Origin of the sequence: uncultured Moraxella sp. (assembly GCF_945873075.1) — a bacterium.
Lineage (GTDB): Bacteria > Pseudomonadota > Gammaproteobacteria > Pseudomonadales > Moraxellaceae > Moraxella.
In genome coordinates, this window is sequence record NZ_CAMCBS010000011.1 from 43,427 (window position 1) to 65,453 (window position 22,027).

Sequence of the window (22,027 nt, forward strand, 5' to 3'; positions counted from 1 at the left end):
TGAAAAAGCTAGGCAATCACCTAGCTTTTTTCATTGTGTAGCTTTTGACGAATGACATCAATTAGCATATCAGTATCATCAAGTAGGTCATTATCAATCTTGGTATAGCGCATGGTGATAGTCCTGCCTTGACGCTGATAAGTAAAGGGTATGTCGCCATCTGTCAGATGATGCGTTTTGACAAAAATATCGCCGTCTGCACTAATGATGGCGAACATCTGACCATTGACAAACAGGCAAGTCTCGCCAAACATTCGTCGTGTGCTAAGCTTACCCAACGGGCTCAGCACATCGATGAGATATTCAGCAAGCTCATTCATGTGTTGAGAAATATTTCACAAACCAATTGAGCGCCATCTCATAACCTATATCCCCCAGACCGCAAATCACCCCGACCGCCTTGTCCGAAAAATACGAATGTGCACGGAATGGCTCACGGGCATGGACATTGGACAGATGCACTTCGATAAAGGGTTTATTAAGTGCTGACAGCGCATCACGGATGGCGACGGATGTATGGGTAAAGGCAGCAGGATTGATGATGACGCCATCGACGGGTGTATCGCTTAATAATCCAATGTCACTGACAAAATCCACGATAGCACCTTCGTGATTGGATTGAAAACAAATCAGCTCAATGCCTGCTCGACTTGCTAGATTACTTAGATGTACTTCAATATCTTGTAGCGTGGTTGCGCCATAAATGTGCGGTTCACGCTTGCCAAGTAGGTGTAAGTTTGGGCCGTTGATGAGTGCGATTTTTTTGGTGCTCATGATGAATTCCTTAGTGGGTTTGGGTTATTTTAGTGGATTTTTGCCAAGTTTTCATTAATAATTTTTATGAGTACTAAAAGTTTGCAAAAAATGCATTATTCATCAACTAAATGGTGATTATTTTTATCCGTAAAAACTTGTATTAGTTTTGTAAACAAGGTATGATAGCACCAATGGTTTTTGCCGTTAAGTTGTAACAGTGGCACCTTGTACGCTAGGAATCCCAAGCAAACACTAAGGATTGTGAACCTTTAGTAAGTTGCCATCGCTTTAAAATTGTACATCGTTCACAGAAAAATCGGTGTATGCTCATAAGGAAATTATCATGTCGAAAGAACAAGGTACCGTCAAATGGTTCAATGATGCCAAGGGTTTTGGCTTTATTCAACGTGCCACAGGTGAAGATGTGTTTGTGCATTTTCGTGCCATTCAAAGTGAAGGCTATCGCTCACTCAAAGAAGGTCAGCCAGTGGAATTTGTGGTGACTGAAGGCGAAAAAGGACTACAAGCCGAAGAAGTGGTGAAACTATAATCATCAAAAAACAAAAAACTCGTCATGATTGGCGAGTTTTTGTTTTGTGGCAATGATTCAAAAATGAGCGAGAAATTGGATACAAAACTAGGCTATGAAAATATCTGACAATATGCGATAATGATAATTACTGCTGTCAATTTGATAGCGCAACTTAGTATTTGGATTGATTTATAATGAAAACAACACTAAAAACACTATTGACTGTAGCGACTCTAGCTGTCACAACGATGGCAAATGCTGCCGATACTAAAACTACCACCAAAGCCGCAGAAAAAGCACCATTTACTAAAGAAGAAATGGCGATGCTACAATTTTGTGATTCGTCGTCTTTTGGTCTTGTAGTGCTGGCTGATATGCGTCAGCGTGGCATGAGCAAGACGGACGCGACCAAAGAGCTTGAGACCATCATCAAGGCGATGAATGATAGCTCTGAAGATAAAGAAGCGACCAAACAACTTGGCGAGTTTTGGCGGATGAATATCGATGGTATGTGGGAAACTAAGGTGTATGACACCCAAGAAGATAAAGCGGGCTTTGTGCAAGCGGTGTATCAACAAAGCATGAGCACCTGTATTGCCGACATCAGCACACCGCCAAAAGGATAAACGCCAAAGTGCATGGTAATGATCATGCACTTTTTATTCATTTGATTAACTGTGATTTAATAATTTATGTCAGATTTAGCTGTCGAAACGACAACTCAAGCCACCATTGAGTCAACTGCAGTGCAAGCTGTGCAGTCACCCACTGAGCCAATGGCTGAGTTTAGCCGATTTACAGATTTGCCATTAAGCGATGTGACGCTAAAGGCAGTCAAGGCGCTGAATTTTGCCAAATTGACCCCGATTCAGGCGCAGATTTTGCCACATACGCTGGCAAATCAAGACGCCATCGGTCAGGCGCAGACAGGCACGGGCAAGACGGCGACTTTTTTGATTACCATCATTGAAGCACTACTAAAAAAACCATTTGCCAAAGATGAAAAACGCTATTTGGGTGAGCCACGCGCTTTGGTGCTTGCACCGACTCGAGAGCTGGCACAGCAGATTTTGGCGGATTGTCGTGAGCTGACTCGCTTTAGTGAGCTGTATAATCTGTGCATTACAGGTGGGGCGGATTTTGATAAGCAAGCAGAACAAATCAATAAACGACCACTTGATATTCTGATCGGCACACCGGGTCGTATCATTGACTGGGTGAATAAGGGCGTGCTGTTCTTGGATCGTGTCGAAGTCTTTGTGCTAGATGAAGCCGATCGTATGTTGGATATGGGCTTTATTCCTGATATTAAGCGTATCGTGCGTCATATGCCTGCCAACACTGACCGCCAAAGCTTGCTGTTTTCGGCGACATTCAACCAAGATGTGATGAATTTGGCGTATCGCTGGTTGTATCATCCTGCCTTTGTGGAGATTGCGCCTGAGTCCAAGACCAATACCGCCATTGAGCAGAAATTTTATCTCTTGACCGAGCGTGAAAAGATGACGGCACTGCGTCAGATTCTATCGGATCAGTCGGTCAAAAAAGCCATCGTCTTTGCCAATCGCAAGGATCAAGTCAAGCGACTGTATGACAATCTACGCCGTCATCATGATGTGACCATGCTATCAGGCGATGTCGCACAGCAAAAACGAGAACGCTATCTACAACGCTTTAAAGATGGCGAAGTTAATATTTTGGTGGCGACCGATGTGGCAGGGCGTGGTATTCATGTCGATGATGTCACTCATGTCATCAATTTTACCTTGCCTGATATGCCAGATGACTATGTGCATCGCATCGGGCGTACGGGTCGAGCGGGACATACGGGGGTGTCGATCAGCTTTGTCAGCGAAAATGATGCCTTTAACCTGCCTGCTCTGGAGTCGCATATTGACCAAAAATTCAAACTAAGCCAGTTTGATTTTGATGAAACGGGTGGTGAGTCAGACCGTAGCATGGCGGATTTGGGCGACGCATGATCCCTGAGTTGACCTTGATGCCATCACGCATTCCATTGTCGTTGTACATTCATGTGCCGTGGTGCGTCAAAAAATGTCCGTATTGCGATTTTAACTCGCATGCACTGCCAAGTGATACGCCGTTTGCTGATTATGTTGATGCGCTACTCGCTGATGCGTCATCGCAGGTGCGATTTTTGGCAAATCGTGAGATTGGCACGGTATTTATCGGTGGTGGCACGCCATCGCTATTACCAATCACCGAGATGGCGCGGCTCTTTGATGGGCTTAGACAGATTTTACCGTTTGCCAGTGACTGTGAAATCACGCTAGAAGCCAACCCCGGCACGCTTGAGCACGCACCATTTGAAGATTATCTTGCCATCGGCATTAATCGCCTATCCATCGGCGTGCAAAGCTTTGATGGCACAGCTTTATCAGTGCTTGGGCGTATCCATAATCCCAAGCAGGCCATCAGCGCCATCATCAAGGCAAGACAAGCGGGCTTTGATAGGGTCAATGCCGATTTGATGTATGGACTCCCCAATCAAACGCCAAGCCTTGCCGTGCATGACATCACCACAGCCATCAATGCAGGTGCGACGCATATTTCATGGTATCAGCTGACCATTGAGCCCAATACTGCTTTTCATCGCACGCCACCTGATTTGCCCGATGAAGAGATGATGGAAGCCATCGAGACGGCAGGGCGTGATGTATTGACACAGCACGGATTTGATAATTATGAAGTCAGTGCATGGGCGGGGTGTACGGATACGGCTTGTCGGCACAATATGAACTATTGGCAATTTGGTGATTATCTTGCCATCGGTGCAGGTGCGCATGGCAAAGTGACAGTTGCTGACCAAGCAGAGTTGGCAGATGGTATTTATCGCTTTCAAAAATCTCGCCTACCAAAAGATTATCTAAACTATGATGGCGCGCCAAAGATGGTGAACTTTGAAGCCATCGCCCAAGAAAATCTGCCCTTTGAATTTATGATGAATGCCCTACGTCTAAGACAAGGCACGACGACGCAGGTGTTTGAAGAGCGTACAGGGCTATTTGTCAGTACCATTGATAATGAGATGATGCCACTACAGCATCAAGGCTTGATGGTGTTTGACCCACTTGTGATTGCACCGACGGCATTGGGCTTTCGTTATGTCAATCATCTTGTGAGTCAGTTTTTATAAGTGGTTTTGCGTGATTTGGGATTATCTTAAGATATCCACATCAAAAAACTCGCCTAAGATTTGGCGAGTTTTGAAAGGGTAAACTGATTGAATTACAGTTTATTTTCAACTTTTTCTGCGGTATTTGAAACGGCTTCACCAGTTTTTGAAACATCTTTACCAAAGCCCTTAACGGTATTACAGCCAGTGAGCACAACTAGAGCAGCTAGTGAGGTGATGAGTAATTTTTTCATGTGAATTTCCTTATCAAAGTCAGTGAATTTAAATTGTCAAATACCTGTCGATATCTGCAGTTTTATCTTAGCTAAGTTTTGGGTTTTTGGCTAGTGTTTCATCTGGAAATTTTACATTATTTTTCATATAGCAATAAACAAGAAATATTTAGTTGATTATAATAGTCCAATCTTTATCAAGTAGTTAATCGCATGTCATACGATCACGCACTTATCCATATCGTTCTATTTTCTCCAAAAATCCCCAATAACACAGGCAACATCATTCGCCTGTGTGCCAATACGGGTGCACAGTTGCATCTTATCAAGCCATTGGGCTTTGAGCTCGATGATACCAAGCTTAAGCGTGCGGGACTGGATTATCATGAATACGCCAATCTGCAGGTGCATGAAGATTGGGCGAGTGCCAAAGCGGTATTGCAGGCAGCAGGCGTCAGCCGATTTGTGGCGATGACGACCAAGTTTAGCCGCCCGTTTTATGACTATGATTTTGGGCTAGATGGTCAAAGTGATGCCTGTGGTGTGGCGGTGGTGTTCGGTTCCGAAACCGATGGTCTGCCTGATGATGTGCGTGCCGATATCGGTGCGGATAATTGGCTAAGACTGCCGATGTTACCACAATCTCGCAGCCTGAACCTTGCCAATAGTGTCTCGATTTGTCTGTATGAAGTGTGGCGTCAGCTGGGCTTTGTTGGTGATGTTGGGCAAAGTGTCGGCTATCATAAGCCAACTTCTAGATAGTCAAGATAGATAAGTAATTGATTTAAAGGAAAAATACCATGCCACAAGTCATCATCGAGCTTGCACCAAGTGTCAAAGCGAGCGAACAAGCTGCGCTAACCGCTGTCAATCAAGTGCTGAGCGATAGTGGCGTTTTTCGTCTGTCTGATATCAAATCTCGCCTGTATCGTCCCGAGTTTTACCTAGTGGGTGATGGCACAATGTCGCAAGGCTTTGTGTATGTCAAAGTTGCTATCATGGCAGGGCGTAGCGATAAGATTAAGGCAGGGCTTGCCGAGCGTGTAATGACAGCGATCAAAAACTTGCTATCAGCGGATAATCCAGATATCCAATACGGCGTGGAAGTCGTGGATTTGGCAGGGTATTTAAAAGGCTAAGTACCAACTTTATCTTGTTTAACAAGGTTTTTTTGACATAGCCATTTGTTTGATATAACTTCACACTGATTCAATAACATCATCACAAACAATTAGGCGGTTTTGGCAAGCCTGCAATGCGATTGACATGGCGAGCAACTAAGCCTGTGTTAAACAGTGCTTGTAGTTTTTGATTGCTAATATCAAGTGCCGGCAAGGTAGTCATCAAATGCTTAATCAGTGGGCGTGTGGCAGGGCTGTGATGATAAGTCTCAAAAAACGCACGCACTTGGGCTAGGATTTGGTAATGCTCATCGGTCAGTGTCACATCAAGCGTATCAGCCAGCGTCTGCGCAACCGCAGGCGTCCAATCCAAATGATTGACCAAATGCCCATCGTCATCAAGTAATAATATCTGTTCTGTCATTTTATTATCTATTTATTATTTATCTTAAAAAGTCAGCACGGTGTCATAGTCATCAAGCACAGGTGCGCCTGTCGTCAAGACCGCTTGAATGGCGGGATTTAGTTTGCCAAAGTCATCACCAAATTCATGATAAGCCAATGGCAAATCATACAGCTCAAGCGACTGCACCATGCCATAGATGCGAGTAGATGTATCCATCAGTACTGTTAAGCTATGCTTACCAAAAGATAGCTGAACCGCATGGTCAAAAGTCGCCAAAGTGAATGCTAGGGCAATGGCTTCATAGCTGATTAGCTCGCTATCGGTGTTAATTGTTATCAAAAATTTCATTATTAATCCTTAATACTGCACCACTTGCACGCCATCATCAATGAGTAGTGCTAATTCGGATAAGCTAACCAATCGAAAGGGTGTTTGTAGATTATCGCTATCTAGCCCGTGTCGTTTGGCATTGTCGCTGTCGGTAATGCCCCGAGCGAGTGCCGTGCTGACACAGACGGGCAAATCAAGCTGATACTGCTCGGATAATGCTGTCCAGCCATCACGAATGTTTGGCACATCGGCGGTTTGCCACATCAAGCGATTGGCGGTGGCTGCTCCATCACCATAAAAAAACACCGACACTGATTCACCCTTTGCCAAGCGAGTACTGACATCGGCTAGGGCAAGCTTCGCTTTATGCGTGTGCGGTGATGTGGTGATAAGTATTAGGATTTTTGATATAGGCATAAGAAAATATGATATAATAGAATAATATAATGGTTCTGTTATAAATGACTTTGTCATAAATAATCAAAGCATTGGCTTATTATAACGCAATTTTTGGTGTAAAATAAGTCAAATTTGGATTTGTGCTACAAGGGTGTAGCTAAAGAGATGGTGTTCATGAGCTCATTTGATTTTATCCCCAACCAAGAACAGCTGGATATTTTGGCGCTGGCTAGCCCCTTTGCACTGCAAATTTATCAAAAGCACACCGAGCGTGCACAGGCGTTTTTGGGTGAATTTGGCTTTGGCACACCGATGGCTCGAGCGGATTTTGATGCTTTGGTGCGCCGCTTTGTGGGGCTTGGCACGACCAATTATTTAGACAGCATTAACGAAGACATGGTGATGAAAGGACTTCGTGAACTGCGTAAATTTTTGATGCTTAAATGGATTTGGCAAGATGCTTTGGCGGTGATTACCCTTGAAGGTTTGACCCGTGAGCTGTCGGATTTTGCCGATAGCTGTATCGAATTTTCAAAAGATTTTGTTTATCACAAATTAACCAATCGCTATGGCGACCCCATCATTCGCCGTAAAACCAAGCAACTCAAAGACGAGCTTGCCATCATTGCGATGGGTAAGCTTGGCGCGCGCGAGCTCAATTTATCAAGCGATATTGATTTGATTTTTGTGCATATTGACAATGGCGATACCGATGGCAAAAAGTGCATCGATAGCCACAAATTCATGCGTGATTTGGGTCGCGGGGTGATTAAGCTACTTGACGAGAACACCGAGCATGGCTTTGTGTTCCGTGTCGATATGCGTCTGCGTCCGTGGGGCGATGGCTCGCCACTGGTGCTGCATTTACAGGCGCTTGAGAAATATTTTAATCAGCATGGGCGTACATGGGAGCGATTTGCTTGGCTAAAAGCCCGTGTGGTGAACCACATCAGTGATGAATTTGCGACGCAATTACGCCAAATCATTAAAAACTTCGTTCATCGTTATTACATCGATTACAGTGCCTTTAGTGCACTGCGTGAGATGAAAGCGATGATTATCAATCAGCAGACACAGCGTCAAGACCTTGATAATGTTAAGCTTGGCGTGGGCGGTATTCGTGATATTGAGTTTATCGTGCAGGCGTTTGCGCTGATTTATGGCGGGCATCATGTGCGCATCGCTGAGCATCCTGCCTGTCTTGAATGTATGCAGGTGCTGACTGAGCTTGGCTATATCGATGCCGAAGAAAGTAAGCAATTGTCATCGGCATATCGGTTCTTGCGTCGCCTTGAGCACGCCATCCAAGCACGCCACGACCATCAGTCACAGCGACTGCCAAGCGATAGCGATGAACTGCTTGCCATCGCCAAGACGCTCGGTTTCGAGTCTGTAACATCGTTTCGCTCGGTGCTCGATGCACATCGCCAAAATGTCAGCCGTCCGTTTGGGCGGATGGTGACCGACCGTCAATCACCCAAGCAAGAAAGCCTAAACGCCAAGCAAATCGGCGACTCACTACATGAGACTTTGGGCGATGAAGCGATGGCGCAGCTGGATGAATTTATGAATTCACGACTGGTCGGCTCGCTCGATGATGTCTCAAAAGAGCGACTGTCGCAGGCGTATCCGATTATTTTGCACGCATTATTGACCCATGCGCAGATGGATGGTGTGCAGTCGGCGATGACGGCGCTACCACGATTGATTGCACTGCTTGAAGCAATTTGCCGTCGCTCGATTTATCTGGTGATGCTGACCGAAAACCCTGATGCCACCGTGCGACTCATTCCGATGCTGACAGCAAGCCCGTGGATTGCCAAAGAATTAGCACATTATCCAGTTTTGCTTGATACTTTCTTACAAAAACGCTATCTACATCTGCCTGATAAGAGCGAGCTGACCGATATTTTACGCCAAAGCTTACTGCGGGTTGAGCCATTTGATGATGAAGGTTATCTGTCTGCCATTCGCCTATTTAAAAAGACCCAAGTGCTGGCGGTGGCGACTGCGGATGTGCTTGGACTTCGCCATATTATGAAGGTGTCGGATAGCCTAACCTTTATCGCTGAAGTGGTGCTAGAATCAGCGCTGTATCGTGCTTTTGATGAGCTGACAGCCAAGCATGGCTTTCCGCTACTCCAAAATGGCGAGCGAGCGGGTGCGGATGATTGTGGCTTTGCCATCGTTGGCTATGGCAAGCTTGGCGGGCTTGAGATGAGTTATGCGTCGGATTTAGATTTGGTATTTTTGCATCGCATTGACGAAAAAGGCGAAACCGATGGCGAAAAACCTATCAGCGGTATGAAATTTGCCGCACGACTTATCCAAAAGCTGATGACTTATCTAGCCACCCAAACCCGTGATGGCCGTGCTTATGAGATTGATACTCGCCTGCGTCCATCGGGCAATGCGGGCGTGGCGGTGATTTCAACCCATGCCTTTGAGATGTATCAAGACGAAAAAGCATGGGCGTGGGAGCATCAGGCGCTGGTGCGTGCTCGTGGCTTGATTGGTGATGAAAAGGTGCTGACAGAATTTGACCGCATCCGCAAAAAAGTACTGACTGCCAAGCGTGATACGGCGCAGGTGCGTAGTGATGTGATTGAGATGCGCCAAAAAATGCAGACGCATTTGGGTACAAAGCCTGCCACTCGCCACGGCACGGATGGCGAGCAATTTCATATCAAACAAGACTTTGGCGGACTGGTGGACATCGAATTTTTGGCGCAGTTTATGGTGCTAAGCTTGTCGCATGACTATCCGACGCTTGCAATTTGGCCGGATAATGTGCGGATTTTTGAAGAAGTGGGCAAGGCGCAGATTTGGGATGTTTATCGCTGTGAGCGACTGACCCAAGCTTATCTGGACTTACGCAAAAAAACCCACGAACTTGCCCTATCTGAACAAAAAACCATCGTCGATGATGAAGAATGGCACGAATTGCGCCGCTTTGTCCGTGATGTGTGGCAAGATGTCTTGGGTGATGATGATACAGCGCCGAGCGATGACGGATTGAATGGTCAATGAGTGCAATCGGAATGATGGCGGTGGATTGGTAAGAAAATCCAATCATCCAATCATAAAAATTGCAAGAATTTGATACCAAAAAAGCGTTACAAACGCCATTAACAATGCTATAATCCAAACCATTTAGATGATGTTGTCATTTTGTCATAAATTTTAGGAATTGATTATTTATGATAAAATGGTGATACTGTATGAATTTTATCTTAAAATAAGGAAACTGCTATGAGTATGGCTACCCAACAAGGTAAACTATGGCTTGACGGTGCTTTGGTTGAGCAACCTGAAGCAAAAGTTCATGTACTAACCCACAGCTTGCACTATGGCTTGGCGGTATTTGAAGGCGTGCGTGCTTATCAGACGCCTGATGGTCGCACAGCGATTTTCCGCCTACAAGAGCACACCGAGCGTCTATTAAATTCAGCAAAAATCTTTCAGCTGAACTGCACTTATAGCTTTGATGAGCTATGCCAAGCCCAAAAAGATGTCGTGCGTGAAAACGGCTTGGCATCAGCCTATATCCGTCCGCTGATTTGGGTGGGTTCTGAAAAGCTGGGCATCGCTGCCAAAGACAACACCATCCACGCAGCGGTCGCAGCATGGCATTGGGGTGCATATCTTGGCGAAGATGGCATCAAAAATGGTATCCGTGTCAAGACATCAAGCTACACGCACCATCATCCAAATGTCACGATGTGTAAGGCAAAAGCCGCGAGCAACTATCCTGTGTCTATCCTAGCCAACCAAGAAGTAACCCGCAATGGCTATGACGAAGCCATCTTGATGGACCCGCAAGGCTATGTCTGCCAAGGCTCTGGCGAAAACCTATTCTTGGTAAAAAATGGCGAGCTACACACGCCTGATTTGGCAGGTGGTGCGCTAGACGGCATCACTCGTCGCACCATCATCCAGTTTGCAAATGACTTGGGCATCAAGGTCGTGGAGCGCCGTATTACTCGTGATGAGTTCTATTTGGCGGACGAAATCTTTATGACAGGTACAGCGGCAGAAGTCACGCCAATCCGTGAATATGATGACCGTGTCATCGGTAATGGCGGTCGTGGCCCAATCACCGAAAAACTGCAAACGCTGTATTTTGATGTGGTGCAAGGTCGCAATGAGCAATACAAGCACTGGCTGACTTTTGTTGATGAATAATTGATAGTCGCCTGTGGCTAATTGACGCCTAAATCCCTGTGGATTTGGGCGTTTTTTATGGCAAATTTTGTTATAATCAAACAAAAAAAGGAGCGTGTTATGAGCGAAACCAAACCATTTAATGAAGTCCTATTGCCTAAGCCTGACTATCCTGAATCATGGGAATGCTGTGGTAGTGAGTGTGGTGATTTTTGTGTTTATGAAATCTATAACCGAGAAAAGCAAGCGTATGATGAACAGCAGAAACGGCTGGAGAAGTATAAAGCTTTGCATGGGTTGTAAATTAAGAAAGGGCAGTGGGCTGATTTGAGCATCAGGCTGGTGAGTTGATCTTGGGCGAGCAAAGGATGACTATTCATGGATAAAGTACAGATGGCGCATATTCGACAAGATATGCAAGGGAATTGGTGCATTCATGCATTGCAAGATCATTTGGCAAAAGTGGCGCAAATGGCAGTCAGATTTGCAGATGGTCGGGGTGAGCTGTTTGCTCATTATGCAGGGCTTTGGCATGATTTGGGCAAGTTTCAGCAAGCTTTTCAAGACTATATCAAGCAAGTCACGGGATTTGACAAAGAAAATGCACATCTTGAAGATGTGGAAAGTAGCAAACCTACCAAACGCCCCCATTCTACCGCAGGGGCAAAGTACGCCACCACCCATCTTGACCCGTTATTGGGGCATTTATTGGCGTATTTGATTGCAGGCCATCATGCAGGGCTTGCAGATTGGCATGACAAGGGTAGTCTAAAGGATAGATTGCAACAGGCGGATGATGAGCTCTCTGCTGCTCTTGCTGGCGTAGCACAATCGCAAGGGGCAAGCGAGTTTTTGCAATTTGATGAAGGTGAACTGGTTGCTCAGCTTGAGCAGATTGTCGCTCATAGTGATGATGTATTGGGCGAACTGCATATTTGGATGCGTTTTTGGTTTTCGTGCCTAGTGGATGCTGATTTTTTGGATACCGAAAGCTTTATGCATGGCTTTGATAATGCTGATGATGCCAAAAAAGCCGGTGTTCGACCAAGTTTTGAGACGCTAAATGAGCTGCATCATCGCTACGAGAATTTTATGGCAGCCCTTGCCAACAATGCTAAGCCATCGGCATTAAACCAAGAGCGTCAAGCCATCTTGGAGCAATGCTTTGATGCGGCTACTTTGGAGAAGTCGCTGTTTAGCCTAACTGTACCGACAGGGGGTGGCAAGACTTTGGCAAGTCTAGGTTTTGCACTCAAACACGCTCTGAAATTTAATAAAAAACGCATTATTTATGCCATTCCTTTTACCAGTATCATTGAGCAAAATGCTAGCGTATTTCGTCAAGTCTTGGGTGATGAAGCGGTGCTTGAGCATCATAGCAATCTTGAAGTGGCACAAGGGCAAGAAACCGCCAAAAACCGATTGGCTAGCGAAAATTGGGATGCGTCTTTGATAGTTACGACCAATGTGCAGTTTTTTGAAAGTCTGTTTGCTACACGCACCAGTCGCTGTCGCAAAATTCATAATATTGCTGATAGTGTGGTGATTTTGGATGAGTCTCAGCAAATTCCTAGAGAGTTTCAAAAGCCAATCACAGATATGATGCGTGTTTTGGCAAGGGATTTTGGGGTGACATTTGTGCTGTGTACCGCCACCCAACCAGAGCTTGGCAAGGAAGTGGATGCCTTTGGGCGAATGGATATGCAGGGACTAGATGGTGTGCATGAAATCATCCTTGATAAGACAGCCTTGGCAAAAAAGCTACAACGTGTACAAATTCATCTGCCTAAGATAGACACGCCCAAGCAGACTTGGCAACAGGTCGCTCATGATATTGCCAATCATGACTGCGTACTGGCGGTGGTCAATACTCGCCGACACGCTCGTCTGTTATTTGAAGCTTTGCCCGATGATGGTATTAAGCTACATTTATCCGCCAATATGTGTGCCACCCATCGCACCCAAGTGGTTGCCCTGATACGCTATTATTTGCAAGTTTATCATCAAGGCAAGCTAACCAGGCCTTTGTGGGTGGTAAGTACTCAGCTGATTGAAGCAGGTGTGGATGTGGATTTTCCTGTGGTGTATCGAGCGATGGCAGGCTTGGATAGTATCATTCAGACGGCAGGTCGGTGCAATCGAGAAGGTAAATTGCCTAAGCTTGGTGATGTGGTGGTATTTCGGGCAGAGCAGGGTGCTCCCACAGGCAGTCTAAAACAAGGACAGGATATTACCGAAGAGATGCTTGCGGCAGGACTATTAGCAGACCCCTTGTCGCCACAGACATTTAGTGAGTATTTTCGCCGTTTTCGTGCCAAAGGCTTGGTGGATAAATACAAAATTACCGATGATTTGACAGCGCAAGTCTCAGAACAAAATCCTTTGGCAATCAAATTTCGCACCGCTTCAGAGAAGTTTCGTTTGATTGACAATCAAGGTGTGGCATTGGTTGTGCCGTTTGTGCCATTGGCTTGGCAGGATGGCACTCCAAAAATTGTAGAAGCCACGCAGTTGTCAGAATTTTTTGAGCGATATTTGGTAAATCAACCCATACAAACATGGCAATCAGTGCTTGATGGGTTGCGATACCAGCCCCAAGATGGTCAAAATGTGGATTGTGCTACTTATGCTCAAGATGGCTTTGAGTTTCAAAGTGGCGGTGTGCAGAGCTTGGCATTGCCTGAGCCGTTTGAGACTTGGTTTGGTTATTTACAAAGCGACCCACTTAAGCACAAATGGGTTTATCGCAAATTACAACGCTACACCATTACTGTGTATGAGCATGAATTGGCAAAATTGCCCAAAGGGGCGGTTTTTGAGCGAGCGGGCTTATTAGTGCTAGATACGGGATATTATGATGATAAGTTTGGCTTGATGACAGATGATAGTGTCCTATCCCCAAGTGAGTGTGTCTTATGATAAACGCCCCTAGATAGGGGCGTTTTGCCTTAATAATTTAAGACATGGTATCATAGTTTCAACACACAACCACGCAGGGCGGTTGATTGGATAATTATCCAGGCGGTATTATAACAAATTTGCCAGCAAAACTCTTGACTGGACAATCAAAATTATTTATTATGGTTTCATAGAATAGACAAAAGGAGAATACATGAGTTTTATCCTAGAAATCAGTGGTGATTTTGCGTGTTTTACACGACCTGAGCTCAAGGTGGAGCGGGTGAGTTATCCTGTCATTACCCCATCGGCAGCACGCAATATCTTGATGGCGATTCTGTGGAAGCCTGCCATTCGTTGGCGAGTGCTGAAGATTGAAATTCTAAAACCAATTCAATGGGTAAACATACGCCGCAACGAGTTAGGCACTAAGATGAGTGAGCGTAGTCAAGGGGTGTATATTGAAGACAATCGCCAACAGCGGGCATCTATGCTACTCAAAGATGTTGCTTATCGTATCCATGCCGATTTTGAACTGACTGATGAAGCAGGTGAAGCTGACAACCGCACCAAATTTGTGGAGATGTTTCGCCGCCGAGCCAGTCGGGGGCAGTATTTTCATCAGCCGTATTTGGGTTGTCGTGAATTTGCCTGTGATTTTAGGCTACTTGAGCGAGCTGATGACGGCTTGCCACGAGAAGCGATTACCCAAGATTTTGGCTTGATGCTTTATGATATGGATTATAGTAAGTCTGCACCACGAGACTCCAATCATGCCGAGCCGATGTTTTATCATTGTCGGGCGGTTGATGGGGTGATTGTCGTGCCAGCACGAGACAGCGGGGAGGTTTTGCGATGATTTTACACGCATTAACCCAATATTATCAGCGGATGGCAAGCTTAGGCGGGGATGTTGCCCCCGAAGGCTTTGAATACAAAGAATTGCCCTTTATCATCGTCATTGATGAGCAGGGTAAGTTTGTTCAACTTGAAGATACTCGAGAAATTCAGGGTAAAAAGAAGGTCGGACGCAAATTTTTAGTACCCAAGGGGCTTGGGCGTAGTGGTGCTAAGTCCTATGAAGTGAGCAATATCTTATGGGATCATTATGGCTATGTGCTAGGCGTAGCAAAGGAAGTAGATGGCGTTGCCAAAAAAGACCCAGAGCAAATTGCCAGCGAAGTCGCCAAAAATCAAACCTTGGCGGACAACCAACATCATAGCTTTATCAAAGCGGTAGATGAGCTACATCATGCCATCAGCGATGATGTGGGGGTGCTAGCGGTCAAGCGGTTTCTGGCAAATGCTGATGAAATCAACAAGGTTGTTCAGTCGGATAATTGGGCGGAGTGCTTTAAAATTAAAGGGTGCAATCTAAGTTTTCGCTTGGTAAGTGAAGTGCGTGATTTGGTTTGCCAATCAAAAAGTGTGCAAGCTTATTTATCGAGCCAAAAACAAGAAACTAGCACCGCAGGGCAGGCGGGTATTTGCTTGGTAACAGGACAAAAAACCACCATCGCTCGCTTGCATAACGCCATCAAAGGAGTGAATGCTAAGCCTTCGCCATTTACTTCGGTGAATTTGTCAGCGTTCGAGTCCTACGGCAAACAGCAAGGATATATTTTTCCTGTGGGTGAGCAGGCGATGTTTGAATACACCACAGCGTTAAATATGTTATTAGATAGCGACAATCGCTTTCGTGTGGGGGATGTGACAGCGGTATGCTGGGCTCAAAAACCAACACCACTTGAGACCAAAGTATCTATTTTGATAAACGGTATCAAAGACAATCCCGATGCTCATATTGATGAAGTCAAGGGGCTTTATAATAGCTTGTACAAGGGCGTGTATAAAGAACCAAATGCTAAAGACAAATTTTATGTGCTTGGACTATCGCCCAACTCTGCTCGTATCGTAGTACGGTTTTGGCATGAAACGACAGTGGCGGCATTGTCCGAAAATATCGCCACATGGTATGACGATTTACAGATGGTGCGTGGCGATAACTCACCCTATCCGCCTTTTATGCCATTGCCACGCTTGTTGGGCAATTTGGTACTAGATGGCAAATTGGAAAATATTCCCCCTGATTTGATTGCAGGCGTGACCCAAAGCGTATTGAATAACCGCCCTTTGTCGGTAGGACTGCTCCAGTTGGCACTGCGTCGCAACAAAGCAGAACAAAAAATCACACATGGGCGAGCGTGCCTGATTAAAGCTTATTTAAATCGTGCTGTCCGTTGTGGCAGTTTATCACACATCAAGGAGCTTGATATGAGTTTGGATAAATCTCGTGAAGATATTGGCTATCTATTGGGCAGGCTATTTGCTGTGCTTGAAAAAATCCAAGAAGAAGCCAATCCCCATCTAAACGCCACCATCGGCGAGCGGTATTTTGGTTCGGCAAGTAGTACACCGATTTCGGTATTTGGCACATTGATACGCTTATCAAAACATCATTTGGCAAAGATTAGCAATATCGGTAGACGAGTAAATTTAGAAAAATTGCAACAAGAAATCATTGCCAAGATTAACCAATTTCCAAGCCATTTGAATATCAACCAGCAAGGGCTGTTTTCTATTGGCTATTATCATCAAAAACAAGATTTTTATGTCAAATCTACTGACGCTGACAAGGAGTAATTCAGATGACTATCGAAAAACGCTACGATTTTGTATTTTTGTTTGATGTGCAAGACGGCAACCCAAATGGTGACCCTGATGCAGGCAACTTGCCACGCATTGACCCAGAAACAGGCATGGGGCTGGTGACCGATGTCTGCCTAAAACGCAAGGTGCGTAATTTTGTACAGATGACCCAAGATACCCAAACGCATGATATTTTTATCCGTGAAAAGGGGATTTTGAACCAACTGATTGACGAAGCGCACGAGCAAGAAAGTGTCAAAGCCAAAGAAAAAGGCGACAAAACCGAAGCGGCACGCCAATATATGTGCCAACGCTACTATGATATTCGCACCTTTGGGGCGGTGATGACCACAGGTAAAAATGCAGGTCAAGTGCGCGGCCCTGTTCAGCTGACCTTTTCACGCTCTATTGACCCGATTATCACACTTGAGCATAGCATCACTCGTATGGCGGTAACCAACGAAAAAGACGCCAGCGAAACAGGCGATAATCGCACGATGGGGCGTAAGTTTACTGTACCTTATGGATTGTATCGTTGTCATGGCTTTGTGTCGGCTCATTTTGCTAAGCAAACAGGCTTTGGAGATGATGATTTGGCACTATTGTGGCAGGCACTTATCAATATGTTTGACCATGACCATTCGGCAGCTCGTGGACAGATGACGGCTCGTGGGTTGTATGTGTTTGAGCATAGCAATAGTTTGGGTGATGCTCCCGCTGATAGTCTATTTAGACGCATTACGGTTGCCAAAAAAGCAGGCGTGGATACCGTGCGTAGCTTTGATGACTATGCGGTAACGGTTGATGATAGCAATCTAGGGGCGACAACTTTACACCGCCACTTGGGCTAGTTGTTGGACTGATGGTTTTGATTTATGGTTGATATGCCAATTAATCTAGCAACACCACAAAGCAGAGAGCAAAGACCAATTTTGCTCTCTGCTTTGCAGCATTATGCCTTCTGCCCACGCCAATGTGCCTTAATTCACAATGAACAAGCATGGGCAGAAAATTATCTGACTGCACAAGGTCAAGCCTTGCATAGGCGAGTGGATAGCGGTGAGCCCGAAACTCGCCAAGGTGTGCGTTTTGAGCGTAGTGTGCATGTATCTGCCGACAAATTGGGACTAAGTGGTGTTATTGATATGGTGGAATGTGAATTATCCACAGGGCGACTGTATCCTGTGGAATATAAGCGTGGCAAGCCAAAACCCGAGCCGTTTGATGAAATTCAGCTATGTGCCCAAGCGCTGTGCCTAGAAGAAATGACAGGGCAAACCATCAGCGAAGGGTCATTGTGGTATATGCAAACTCGTCATCGTGTACCAGTGGTGTTTACCGATACGCTAAGAGAGCAAACGCTGGCGGTTATCGCCCAAGTGCGTAAGCTTTTGGCCAGCGGACAAACCCCTCCGTCAATGTACGGCAAACGCTGCAAAGCCTGCTCGCTGGTGGAGATTTGCCAGCCGAAGTTGTTGGAGCGGGATAGGTCGATGGGGTATGTGAAGGGGTTGTTTGGTAATGATTAAATCAAATCTTAAATAAAATTGGATTGAAAATATGAAGATTTCAAAAGTCAATATAAAAGATTTTAAAAGATTTAAAGATCTAACATTAAATTTAGGTAGTAATCCTTCAAAAATAATTGCATTAGTTGGTGCTAATGGTTGTGGAAAGAGTAGTGTTCTAGATGCTTTTATAGCATGTAGTAGAAATTATGGTGGGAATATAGGTAATGGAATTACTCCAGAGATATTTTATAGAACAGATAATAAAAACGCATATCAATTAATATCAATTCAATATTTAGATGATGATGGAAATTCTATTGATAATAATGAATTGTATCATAATCATAAGTTTTATAAAAATAATAGGGAAATTATTTTTTCTTTTAGAAGTCCATATCGCTACAATACCGATCTAAATATTAAAGAGATTAAAGCTACAGAACCCATTGAAAATAACTCGGATGGAGCAAGTTGTTCACTGCATTTAGATAGTAAAATAGAGAATAATTATAGAAGACTATTAGGGTTTTATAGTCAAGTAAGAGATAGTGAGGATATTAGACCTTCTGAAGCTAAGACTAAAGTTTTGGGTATGTTAAATGAGTCCATAAGAAATTGCTTAGATTTGGAAGTGTGTGATTTGGGCAGTGTGGAGAATAACAACGGAACATTGCTGTTTAAAAAGTCAGATTCTGATGAGCCTTTTTCATTTAATAGCCTTTCTGCTGGAGAAAAAGAGGTTGTTGATATTTTGTTAGATTTGTTTTTAAGAAAAGAAAAATATAAAAATTCTATATTTTTATTAGATGAGCCAGAGTTGCATATTAATACATCAATTCAAAGAAAACTGATAGTTGAAATAGATAAACTGATAGATGATAGTGGGCAAATTTGGATCGCTACGCATAGTATTGGCTTTTTGCGAGCATTTCAGGAAGAGTTAGCAGGGAAATGTCAGGTTTTTCATTTTGAAGATGGAATGAAATTTGCATCAGAATCTATAGAATTAACCCCTGTAGTTAACAATAGGTTGATATGGCAATCTATTTTTAATACCGCTTTAGATGATTTAACTGGATTGATTGCCCCTAAAAGAATTATTTATTGTGAAGGAAGAGATGAACCTAGATCAAATGGCTCAGAAAGAGGGCTAGATGCTCAGGTTTTAAATAATATTTTTAATGCTGAATATCCAGATACTATATTTGTTTCTAGTGGAGGAAATACTGAGTTAGACCAAAGAAGTAGTATTGCATTGGCGATATTGGGTAAAGTATTTCCTGACATGGAAATTTGGGTTTTTAAAGATAGAGATATAGCTTCAGGAAAACCTGTATCAGAAGAAGATAGACAAGAATATTTATCTAATCAAGATAAAAGATTTAGGGTTATGAAAAGATGGGAGATTGAAAATTATCTATTTGATAGCGAAGTCCTGCAGAAGTATTGCAGTAATAACGGAAAGAACTTTGATAATGTTAAATATGAACAATACTTCACAAATGAAGACTTAATGGATTCAGATGTTAAGTCAAAATTTAGCTTAATAAAAAGTATTTGTTCAATTAGTACACCTATAAATGCTGAAAAGTTTAAAATTAATTTATCAGAATTGATTACTTCAGATATGTCTATTTATAAGGAATTGAAGTCTTGTATATTTGAAAGGCAATAATTAAGTGAAGTAATTGTAGCAAGCGTAGGGTGTGTGCCTTTAGGCACGCACGCGTTGGTAGGGTATCTGTTTTTGTTCTATGCCGTCTGAAAACCTGATTTTTTCAGACGGCCTTAGCAGCCGCAATGGATAAAACGCGTGCATGGCTTGTGCTACACGCATGGAGTAGGTTGGGCATTGATGCCCGACAAAGTCCGCGGTCAAGCAAAAGTCGGGCATAAATGCCCGACCTACTAAAACTGTTTTCAGACAGGCATTGCCTATCTAATGCCTGTCTGAAAACGATACGTTATTTTTCAGACGGCCTAAACAACAAGCCGTTCCAAAACAAAAGTGCGGTCAAAACCAAGGGAGTTTTTCAACCATGCGTAAACTTCAAAACACCTTATATATCACCACGCAGGGCAGTTATCTGCATAAGGAGCGAGAAACTCTGGTGGTGGAGCATGAACGCAAAAAGATAGCACAGTTGCCGGTGCATTCCATCGGACATATCTTTTGTTTCGGCAATGTGTTGGTGTCGCCGTTTTTGATGGGATTTTGTGGTGAAAATAATGTCAATTTGGCATTTTTTACCGAAAATGGGCGATTTTTGGGGCGTTTGCAGGGGCGACAAAGTGGTAATGTGCTGCTACGGCGGGCGCAATATCGATTGTCCGAACAAAACCCCGTACCAATTGCACGGCATATCATCGCTGCCAAAATCCAAGCGTCCAAACGAGTGCTACAACGCAGACAAAGAAATCATGGCGAAATTGTTGAAATTGGTCAGGCAATTCAATGTCTGAATAATGGACTGTTAAGATTGCAAAATACTCAAAGCCTTGATGAAATTCGGGGTATTGAGGGTGAAGCGGCAGCAAATTATTTTGCGGTGTTTCACCATTTGATTGGCAAAGATACAGGATTTGTGTTTCATGGGCGTAATCGCAGACCACCAAAAGATGAAATAAATGCTTTATTATCATTGCTTTATAGTATTGTGGGCAAGGATATTAGTGGGGCATTGCAAGGGGTTGGGCTTGATCCGCAAGTGGGATTTTTGCACGCTGATAGACCGGGGCGAGATAGTTTGGCGCAGGATATTTTGGAAGAGTTTCGTGCATGGTGGGTGGATAGATTGGTGCTGACTTTGGTTAATCGTGGACAGATCAAGCTTGATGATTTTACCACCGAAGCTAGCGGCGCGGTCAATCTTAAGCCAGATGCCAGAAAGTTGGTATTTCAAGCCTTACAAGCCAAAAAACAAGAAAAAATCATTCATCCATATCTAAAAGAAGAAGTAGAAATCGGCTTATTACCCCATATTCAAGCCATGCTACTAGCAAGGCATTTGCGGGGTGATTTGGCGCATTATCCACCATTTTTGATGAGATAATCTTATGATGATGTTAATTACTTATGATATATCGCTAGACGATAAAGCGGGAGCGAAACGACTTCGCCAAATCGCTAAGCATTGTCTAGATTATGGCGTGAGAGCACAGTATTCAGTATTTGAATGTGATGTAACGCCTGACCAATGGGTGGTTCTAAAGGATAAATTGCTAAAAACTTATGACCCAAAGGTGGATAGTTTGCGTTTTTATCATCTAGGAAGTAAATGGCGACGCAAGGTGGAGCATCATGGAGCAAAGCCTGCGGTGGATGTCTTTCAAGATGTACTAATTGTCTAATCGCTAACGGCTGGTTGTCATGGATTTGCTAAGGGGTTGGCGATGAGCTAAGCCTTTGAATTATTTAACAATTGAAAACAAAAATAAAATCATCTACAATAAAGATATTTTCAAGGCTTGGCTTTAGCGATTTTGCCATTGCTAAGCCTTGAAAATACTGCCATTGCAATGATGGCAGTCGCTCCCCATGCGGGAGCGTGTGTTGAAACAAAGACGGTACTATCCGAACGCAGTCACGCAACCGGTCGCTCCCCATGCGGGAGCGTGTGTTGAAACAATGCTTTTGCAATGTCAAATAGATAGGCGGATTGTCGCTCCCCATGCGGGAGCGTGTGTTGAAACTTATGGTTAATCTTATGTTTACTAATAGGATTGGTCGCTCCCCATGCGGGAGCGTGTGTTGAAACTTGCCGTATGGCACTTCAATCCAAGATGCTTGCTGAAGTCGCTCCCCATGCGGGAGCGTGTGTTGAAACTACCCACACATCACCGTTTTTGTCAGCTTTATCGTCGCTCCCCATGCGGGAGCGTGTGTTGAAAC

The 22,027-nt window shown here is 44.2% G+C and carries 23 protein-coding genes and 1 CRISPR repeat array; of the genes, 17 read left to right on the forward strand and 6 right to left on the reverse strand.

Translation table 11 applies throughout. From position 1 onward, the window contains the following. Window positions 1–20: 20 nt before the first annotated feature. Both Q0N89_RS05300 and aroQ read right to left on the reverse strand, forming a co-directional pair. Window positions 21–320 carry a TfoX/Sxy family protein gene (locus tag Q0N89_RS05300; RefSeq protein WP_294034133.1) on the reverse strand — a complete coding sequence of 100 codons (300 nt, stop codon included), beginning with the start codon at window positions 318–320 and terminating at the stop codon, window positions 21–23. After that, window positions 313–774 carry a type II 3-dehydroquinate dehydratase gene (gene aroQ, locus Q0N89_RS05305; protein WP_294034135.1) on the reverse strand — a complete coding sequence of 154 codons (462 nt, stop codon included), beginning with the start codon at window positions 772–774 and terminating at the stop codon, window positions 313–315. The genes Q0N89_RS05300 and aroQ overlap by 8 nt, the downstream gene beginning before the upstream one ends. Window positions 775–1,099: 325 nt before the next feature. Here aroQ and Q0N89_RS05310 point away from each other — a divergent pair, with 325 nt between their 5' ends. The 4 genes from Q0N89_RS05310 (at window position 1,100) to hemW (ending at window position 4,445) form a co-directional block, all read left to right on the forward strand. Beyond that, window positions 1,100–1,306: a cold-shock protein gene (locus Q0N89_RS05310; RefSeq protein WP_078253881.1), complete on the forward strand. Its 207-nt coding sequence runs from the start codon at window positions 1,100–1,102 to the stop codon at window positions 1,304–1,306. A 176-nt stretch (window positions 1,307–1,482) separates the two neighbouring features. After that, window positions 1,483–1,914 carry a hypothetical protein gene (locus Q0N89_RS05315; protein ID WP_294034137.1) on the forward strand — a complete coding sequence of 144 codons (432 nt, stop codon included), beginning with the start codon at window positions 1,483–1,485 and terminating at the stop codon, window positions 1,912–1,914. A gap of 150 nt (window positions 1,915–2,064) precedes the next feature. Continuing rightward, complete coding sequence (locus Q0N89_RS05320) at window positions 2,065–3,270, forward strand: DEAD/DEAH box helicase (protein ID WP_294034174.1); 1,206 nt, start codon at window positions 2,065–2,067, stop codon at window positions 3,268–3,270. Then, window positions 3,267–4,445: a radical SAM family heme chaperone HemW gene (gene hemW, locus Q0N89_RS05325; protein WP_294034139.1), complete on the forward strand. Its 1,179-nt coding sequence runs from the start codon at window positions 3,267–3,269 to the stop codon at window positions 4,443–4,445. The genes Q0N89_RS05320 and hemW overlap by 4 nt, the downstream gene beginning before the upstream one ends. 92 nt (window positions 4,446–4,537) lie before the next feature. Here the strand turns inward: hemW and Q0N89_RS05330 are convergent, their stop codons facing one another. Further along, window positions 4,538–4,678 carry an entericidin A/B family lipoprotein gene (locus Q0N89_RS05330; RefSeq protein WP_254731405.1) on the reverse strand — a complete coding sequence of 47 codons (141 nt, stop codon included), beginning with the start codon at window positions 4,676–4,678 and terminating at the stop codon, window positions 4,538–4,540. 192 nt (window positions 4,679–4,870) lie between these two features. Between Q0N89_RS05330 and Q0N89_RS05335 the strand changes: the two genes are divergently transcribed. After that, a complete protein-coding gene (locus tag Q0N89_RS05335; protein ID WP_294034143.1) occupies window positions 4,871–5,419 on the forward strand; it encodes a tRNA (cytidine(34)-2'-O)-methyltransferase in 549 nt (182 codons plus the stop codon). Between the two features lie 38 nt (window positions 5,420–5,457). After that, window positions 5,458–5,796 carry a 5-carboxymethyl-2-hydroxymuconate Delta-isomerase gene (locus tag Q0N89_RS05340; protein ID WP_294034145.1) on the forward strand — a complete coding sequence of 113 codons (339 nt, stop codon included), beginning with the start codon at window positions 5,458–5,460 and terminating at the stop codon, window positions 5,794–5,796. 82 nt (window positions 5,797–5,878) lie between these two features. Here the strand turns inward: Q0N89_RS05340 and Q0N89_RS05345 are convergent, their stop codons facing one another. Genes Q0N89_RS05345 through Q0N89_RS05355 form a run of 3 tightly spaced genes read right to left on the reverse strand, consistent with a single transcriptional unit; the run spans window position 5,879 to window position 6,931 of the window. After that, window positions 5,879–6,202: a TusE/DsrC/DsvC family sulfur relay protein gene (locus Q0N89_RS05345; RefSeq protein ID WP_294034147.1), complete on the reverse strand. Its 324-nt coding sequence runs from the start codon at window positions 6,200–6,202 to the stop codon at window positions 5,879–5,881. 24 nt (window positions 6,203–6,226) lie between these two features. Continuing rightward, window positions 6,227–6,532, reverse strand: a complete 306-nt coding sequence (locus Q0N89_RS05350) for a hypothetical protein (RefSeq protein WP_294034149.1) — start codon at window positions 6,530–6,532, stop codon at window positions 6,227–6,229. Between the two features lie 9 nt (window positions 6,533–6,541). Beyond that, the gene (locus Q0N89_RS05355) at window positions 6,542–6,931 is read right to left on the reverse strand and encodes a DsrE family protein (protein WP_294034151.1); all 390 of its coding nucleotides are present in this window, start codon (window positions 6,929–6,931) and stop codon (window positions 6,542–6,544) included. Window positions 6,932–7,087: 156 nt separating this feature from the next. On the opposite strand from Q0N89_RS05355, the gene glnE reads away from it, so the two are divergent. The 11 genes from glnE (at window position 7,088) to cas2 (ending at window position 21,486) form a co-directional block, all read left to right on the forward strand. Further along, window positions 7,088–9,943: a bifunctional [glutamate--ammonia ligase]-adenylyl-L-tyrosine phosphorylase/[glutamate--ammonia-ligase] adenylyltransferase gene (gene glnE, locus Q0N89_RS05360; RefSeq protein WP_294034153.1), complete on the forward strand. Its 2,856-nt coding sequence runs from the start codon at window positions 7,088–7,090 to the stop codon at window positions 9,941–9,943. 222 nt (window positions 9,944–10,165) lie between these two features. After that, window positions 10,166–11,098, forward strand: coding sequence for a branched-chain amino acid transaminase (locus Q0N89_RS05365; protein WP_294034155.1), 933 nt, complete (start codon window positions 10,166–10,168; stop codon window positions 11,096–11,098). Window positions 11,099–11,197: 99 nt separating this feature from the next. Continuing rightward, on the forward strand, window positions 11,198–11,380 hold the full coding sequence (locus tag Q0N89_RS05370) for an oxidoreductase-like domain-containing protein (protein ID WP_294034157.1): 183 nt from the start codon (window positions 11,198–11,200) through the stop codon (window positions 11,378–11,380). 75 nt (window positions 11,381–11,455) lie between these two features. Beyond that, complete coding sequence (cas3, locus tag Q0N89_RS05375; RefSeq protein ID WP_294034159.1) at window positions 11,456–13,996, forward strand: CRISPR-associated helicase Cas3'; 2,541 nt, start codon at window positions 11,456–11,458, stop codon at window positions 13,994–13,996. Between the two features lie 193 nt (window positions 13,997–14,189). Next, a complete protein-coding gene (cas5c, locus tag Q0N89_RS05380) occupies window positions 14,190–14,834 on the forward strand; it encodes a type I-C CRISPR-associated protein Cas5c (protein ID WP_294034161.1) in 645 nt (214 codons plus the stop codon). After that, window positions 14,831–16,618, forward strand: coding sequence for a type I-C CRISPR-associated protein Cas8c/Csd1 (gene cas8c, locus Q0N89_RS05385; protein WP_294034163.1), 1,788 nt, complete (start codon window positions 14,831–14,833; stop codon window positions 16,616–16,618). The genes cas5c and cas8c overlap by 4 nt, the downstream gene beginning before the upstream one ends. 5 nt (window positions 16,619–16,623) lie before the next feature. Then, window positions 16,624–17,475 (forward strand): type I-C CRISPR-associated protein Cas7/Csd2, encoded by an 852-nt coding sequence (gene cas7c, locus Q0N89_RS05390; RefSeq protein WP_294034165.1) that lies wholly within the window; start codon window positions 16,624–16,626, stop codon window positions 17,473–17,475. Between the two features lie 24 nt (window positions 17,476–17,499). After that, window positions 17,500–18,153, forward strand: a complete 654-nt coding sequence (gene cas4 / locus Q0N89_RS05395) for a CRISPR-associated protein Cas4 (RefSeq protein ID WP_294034167.1) — start codon at window positions 17,500–17,502, stop codon at window positions 18,151–18,153. Between the two features lie 31 nt (window positions 18,154–18,184). After that, a complete protein-coding gene (locus Q0N89_RS05400; protein ID WP_294034169.1) occupies window positions 18,185–19,810 on the forward strand; it encodes an ATP-binding protein in 1,626 nt (541 codons plus the stop codon). Window positions 19,811–20,174: 364 nt separating this feature from the next. Then, entirely contained in the window at window positions 20,175–21,188 is a 1,014-nt protein-coding gene (gene cas1c / locus Q0N89_RS05405; protein WP_294034171.1) for a type I-C CRISPR-associated endonuclease Cas1c, read from the forward strand. A 4-nt stretch (window positions 21,189–21,192) separates the two neighbouring features. Beyond that, on the forward strand, window positions 21,193–21,486 hold the full coding sequence (cas2, locus tag Q0N89_RS05410) for a CRISPR-associated endonuclease Cas2 (RefSeq protein ID WP_253223788.1): 294 nt from the start codon (window positions 21,193–21,195) through the stop codon (window positions 21,484–21,486). A gap of 177 nt (window positions 21,487–21,663) precedes the next feature. Next, window positions 21,664–22,026: a CRISPR direct-repeat array (repeat unit 31 nt; unit sequence GTCGCTCCCCATGCGGGAGCGTGTGTTGAAA). Window position 22,027 lies beyond the last annotated feature (1 nt).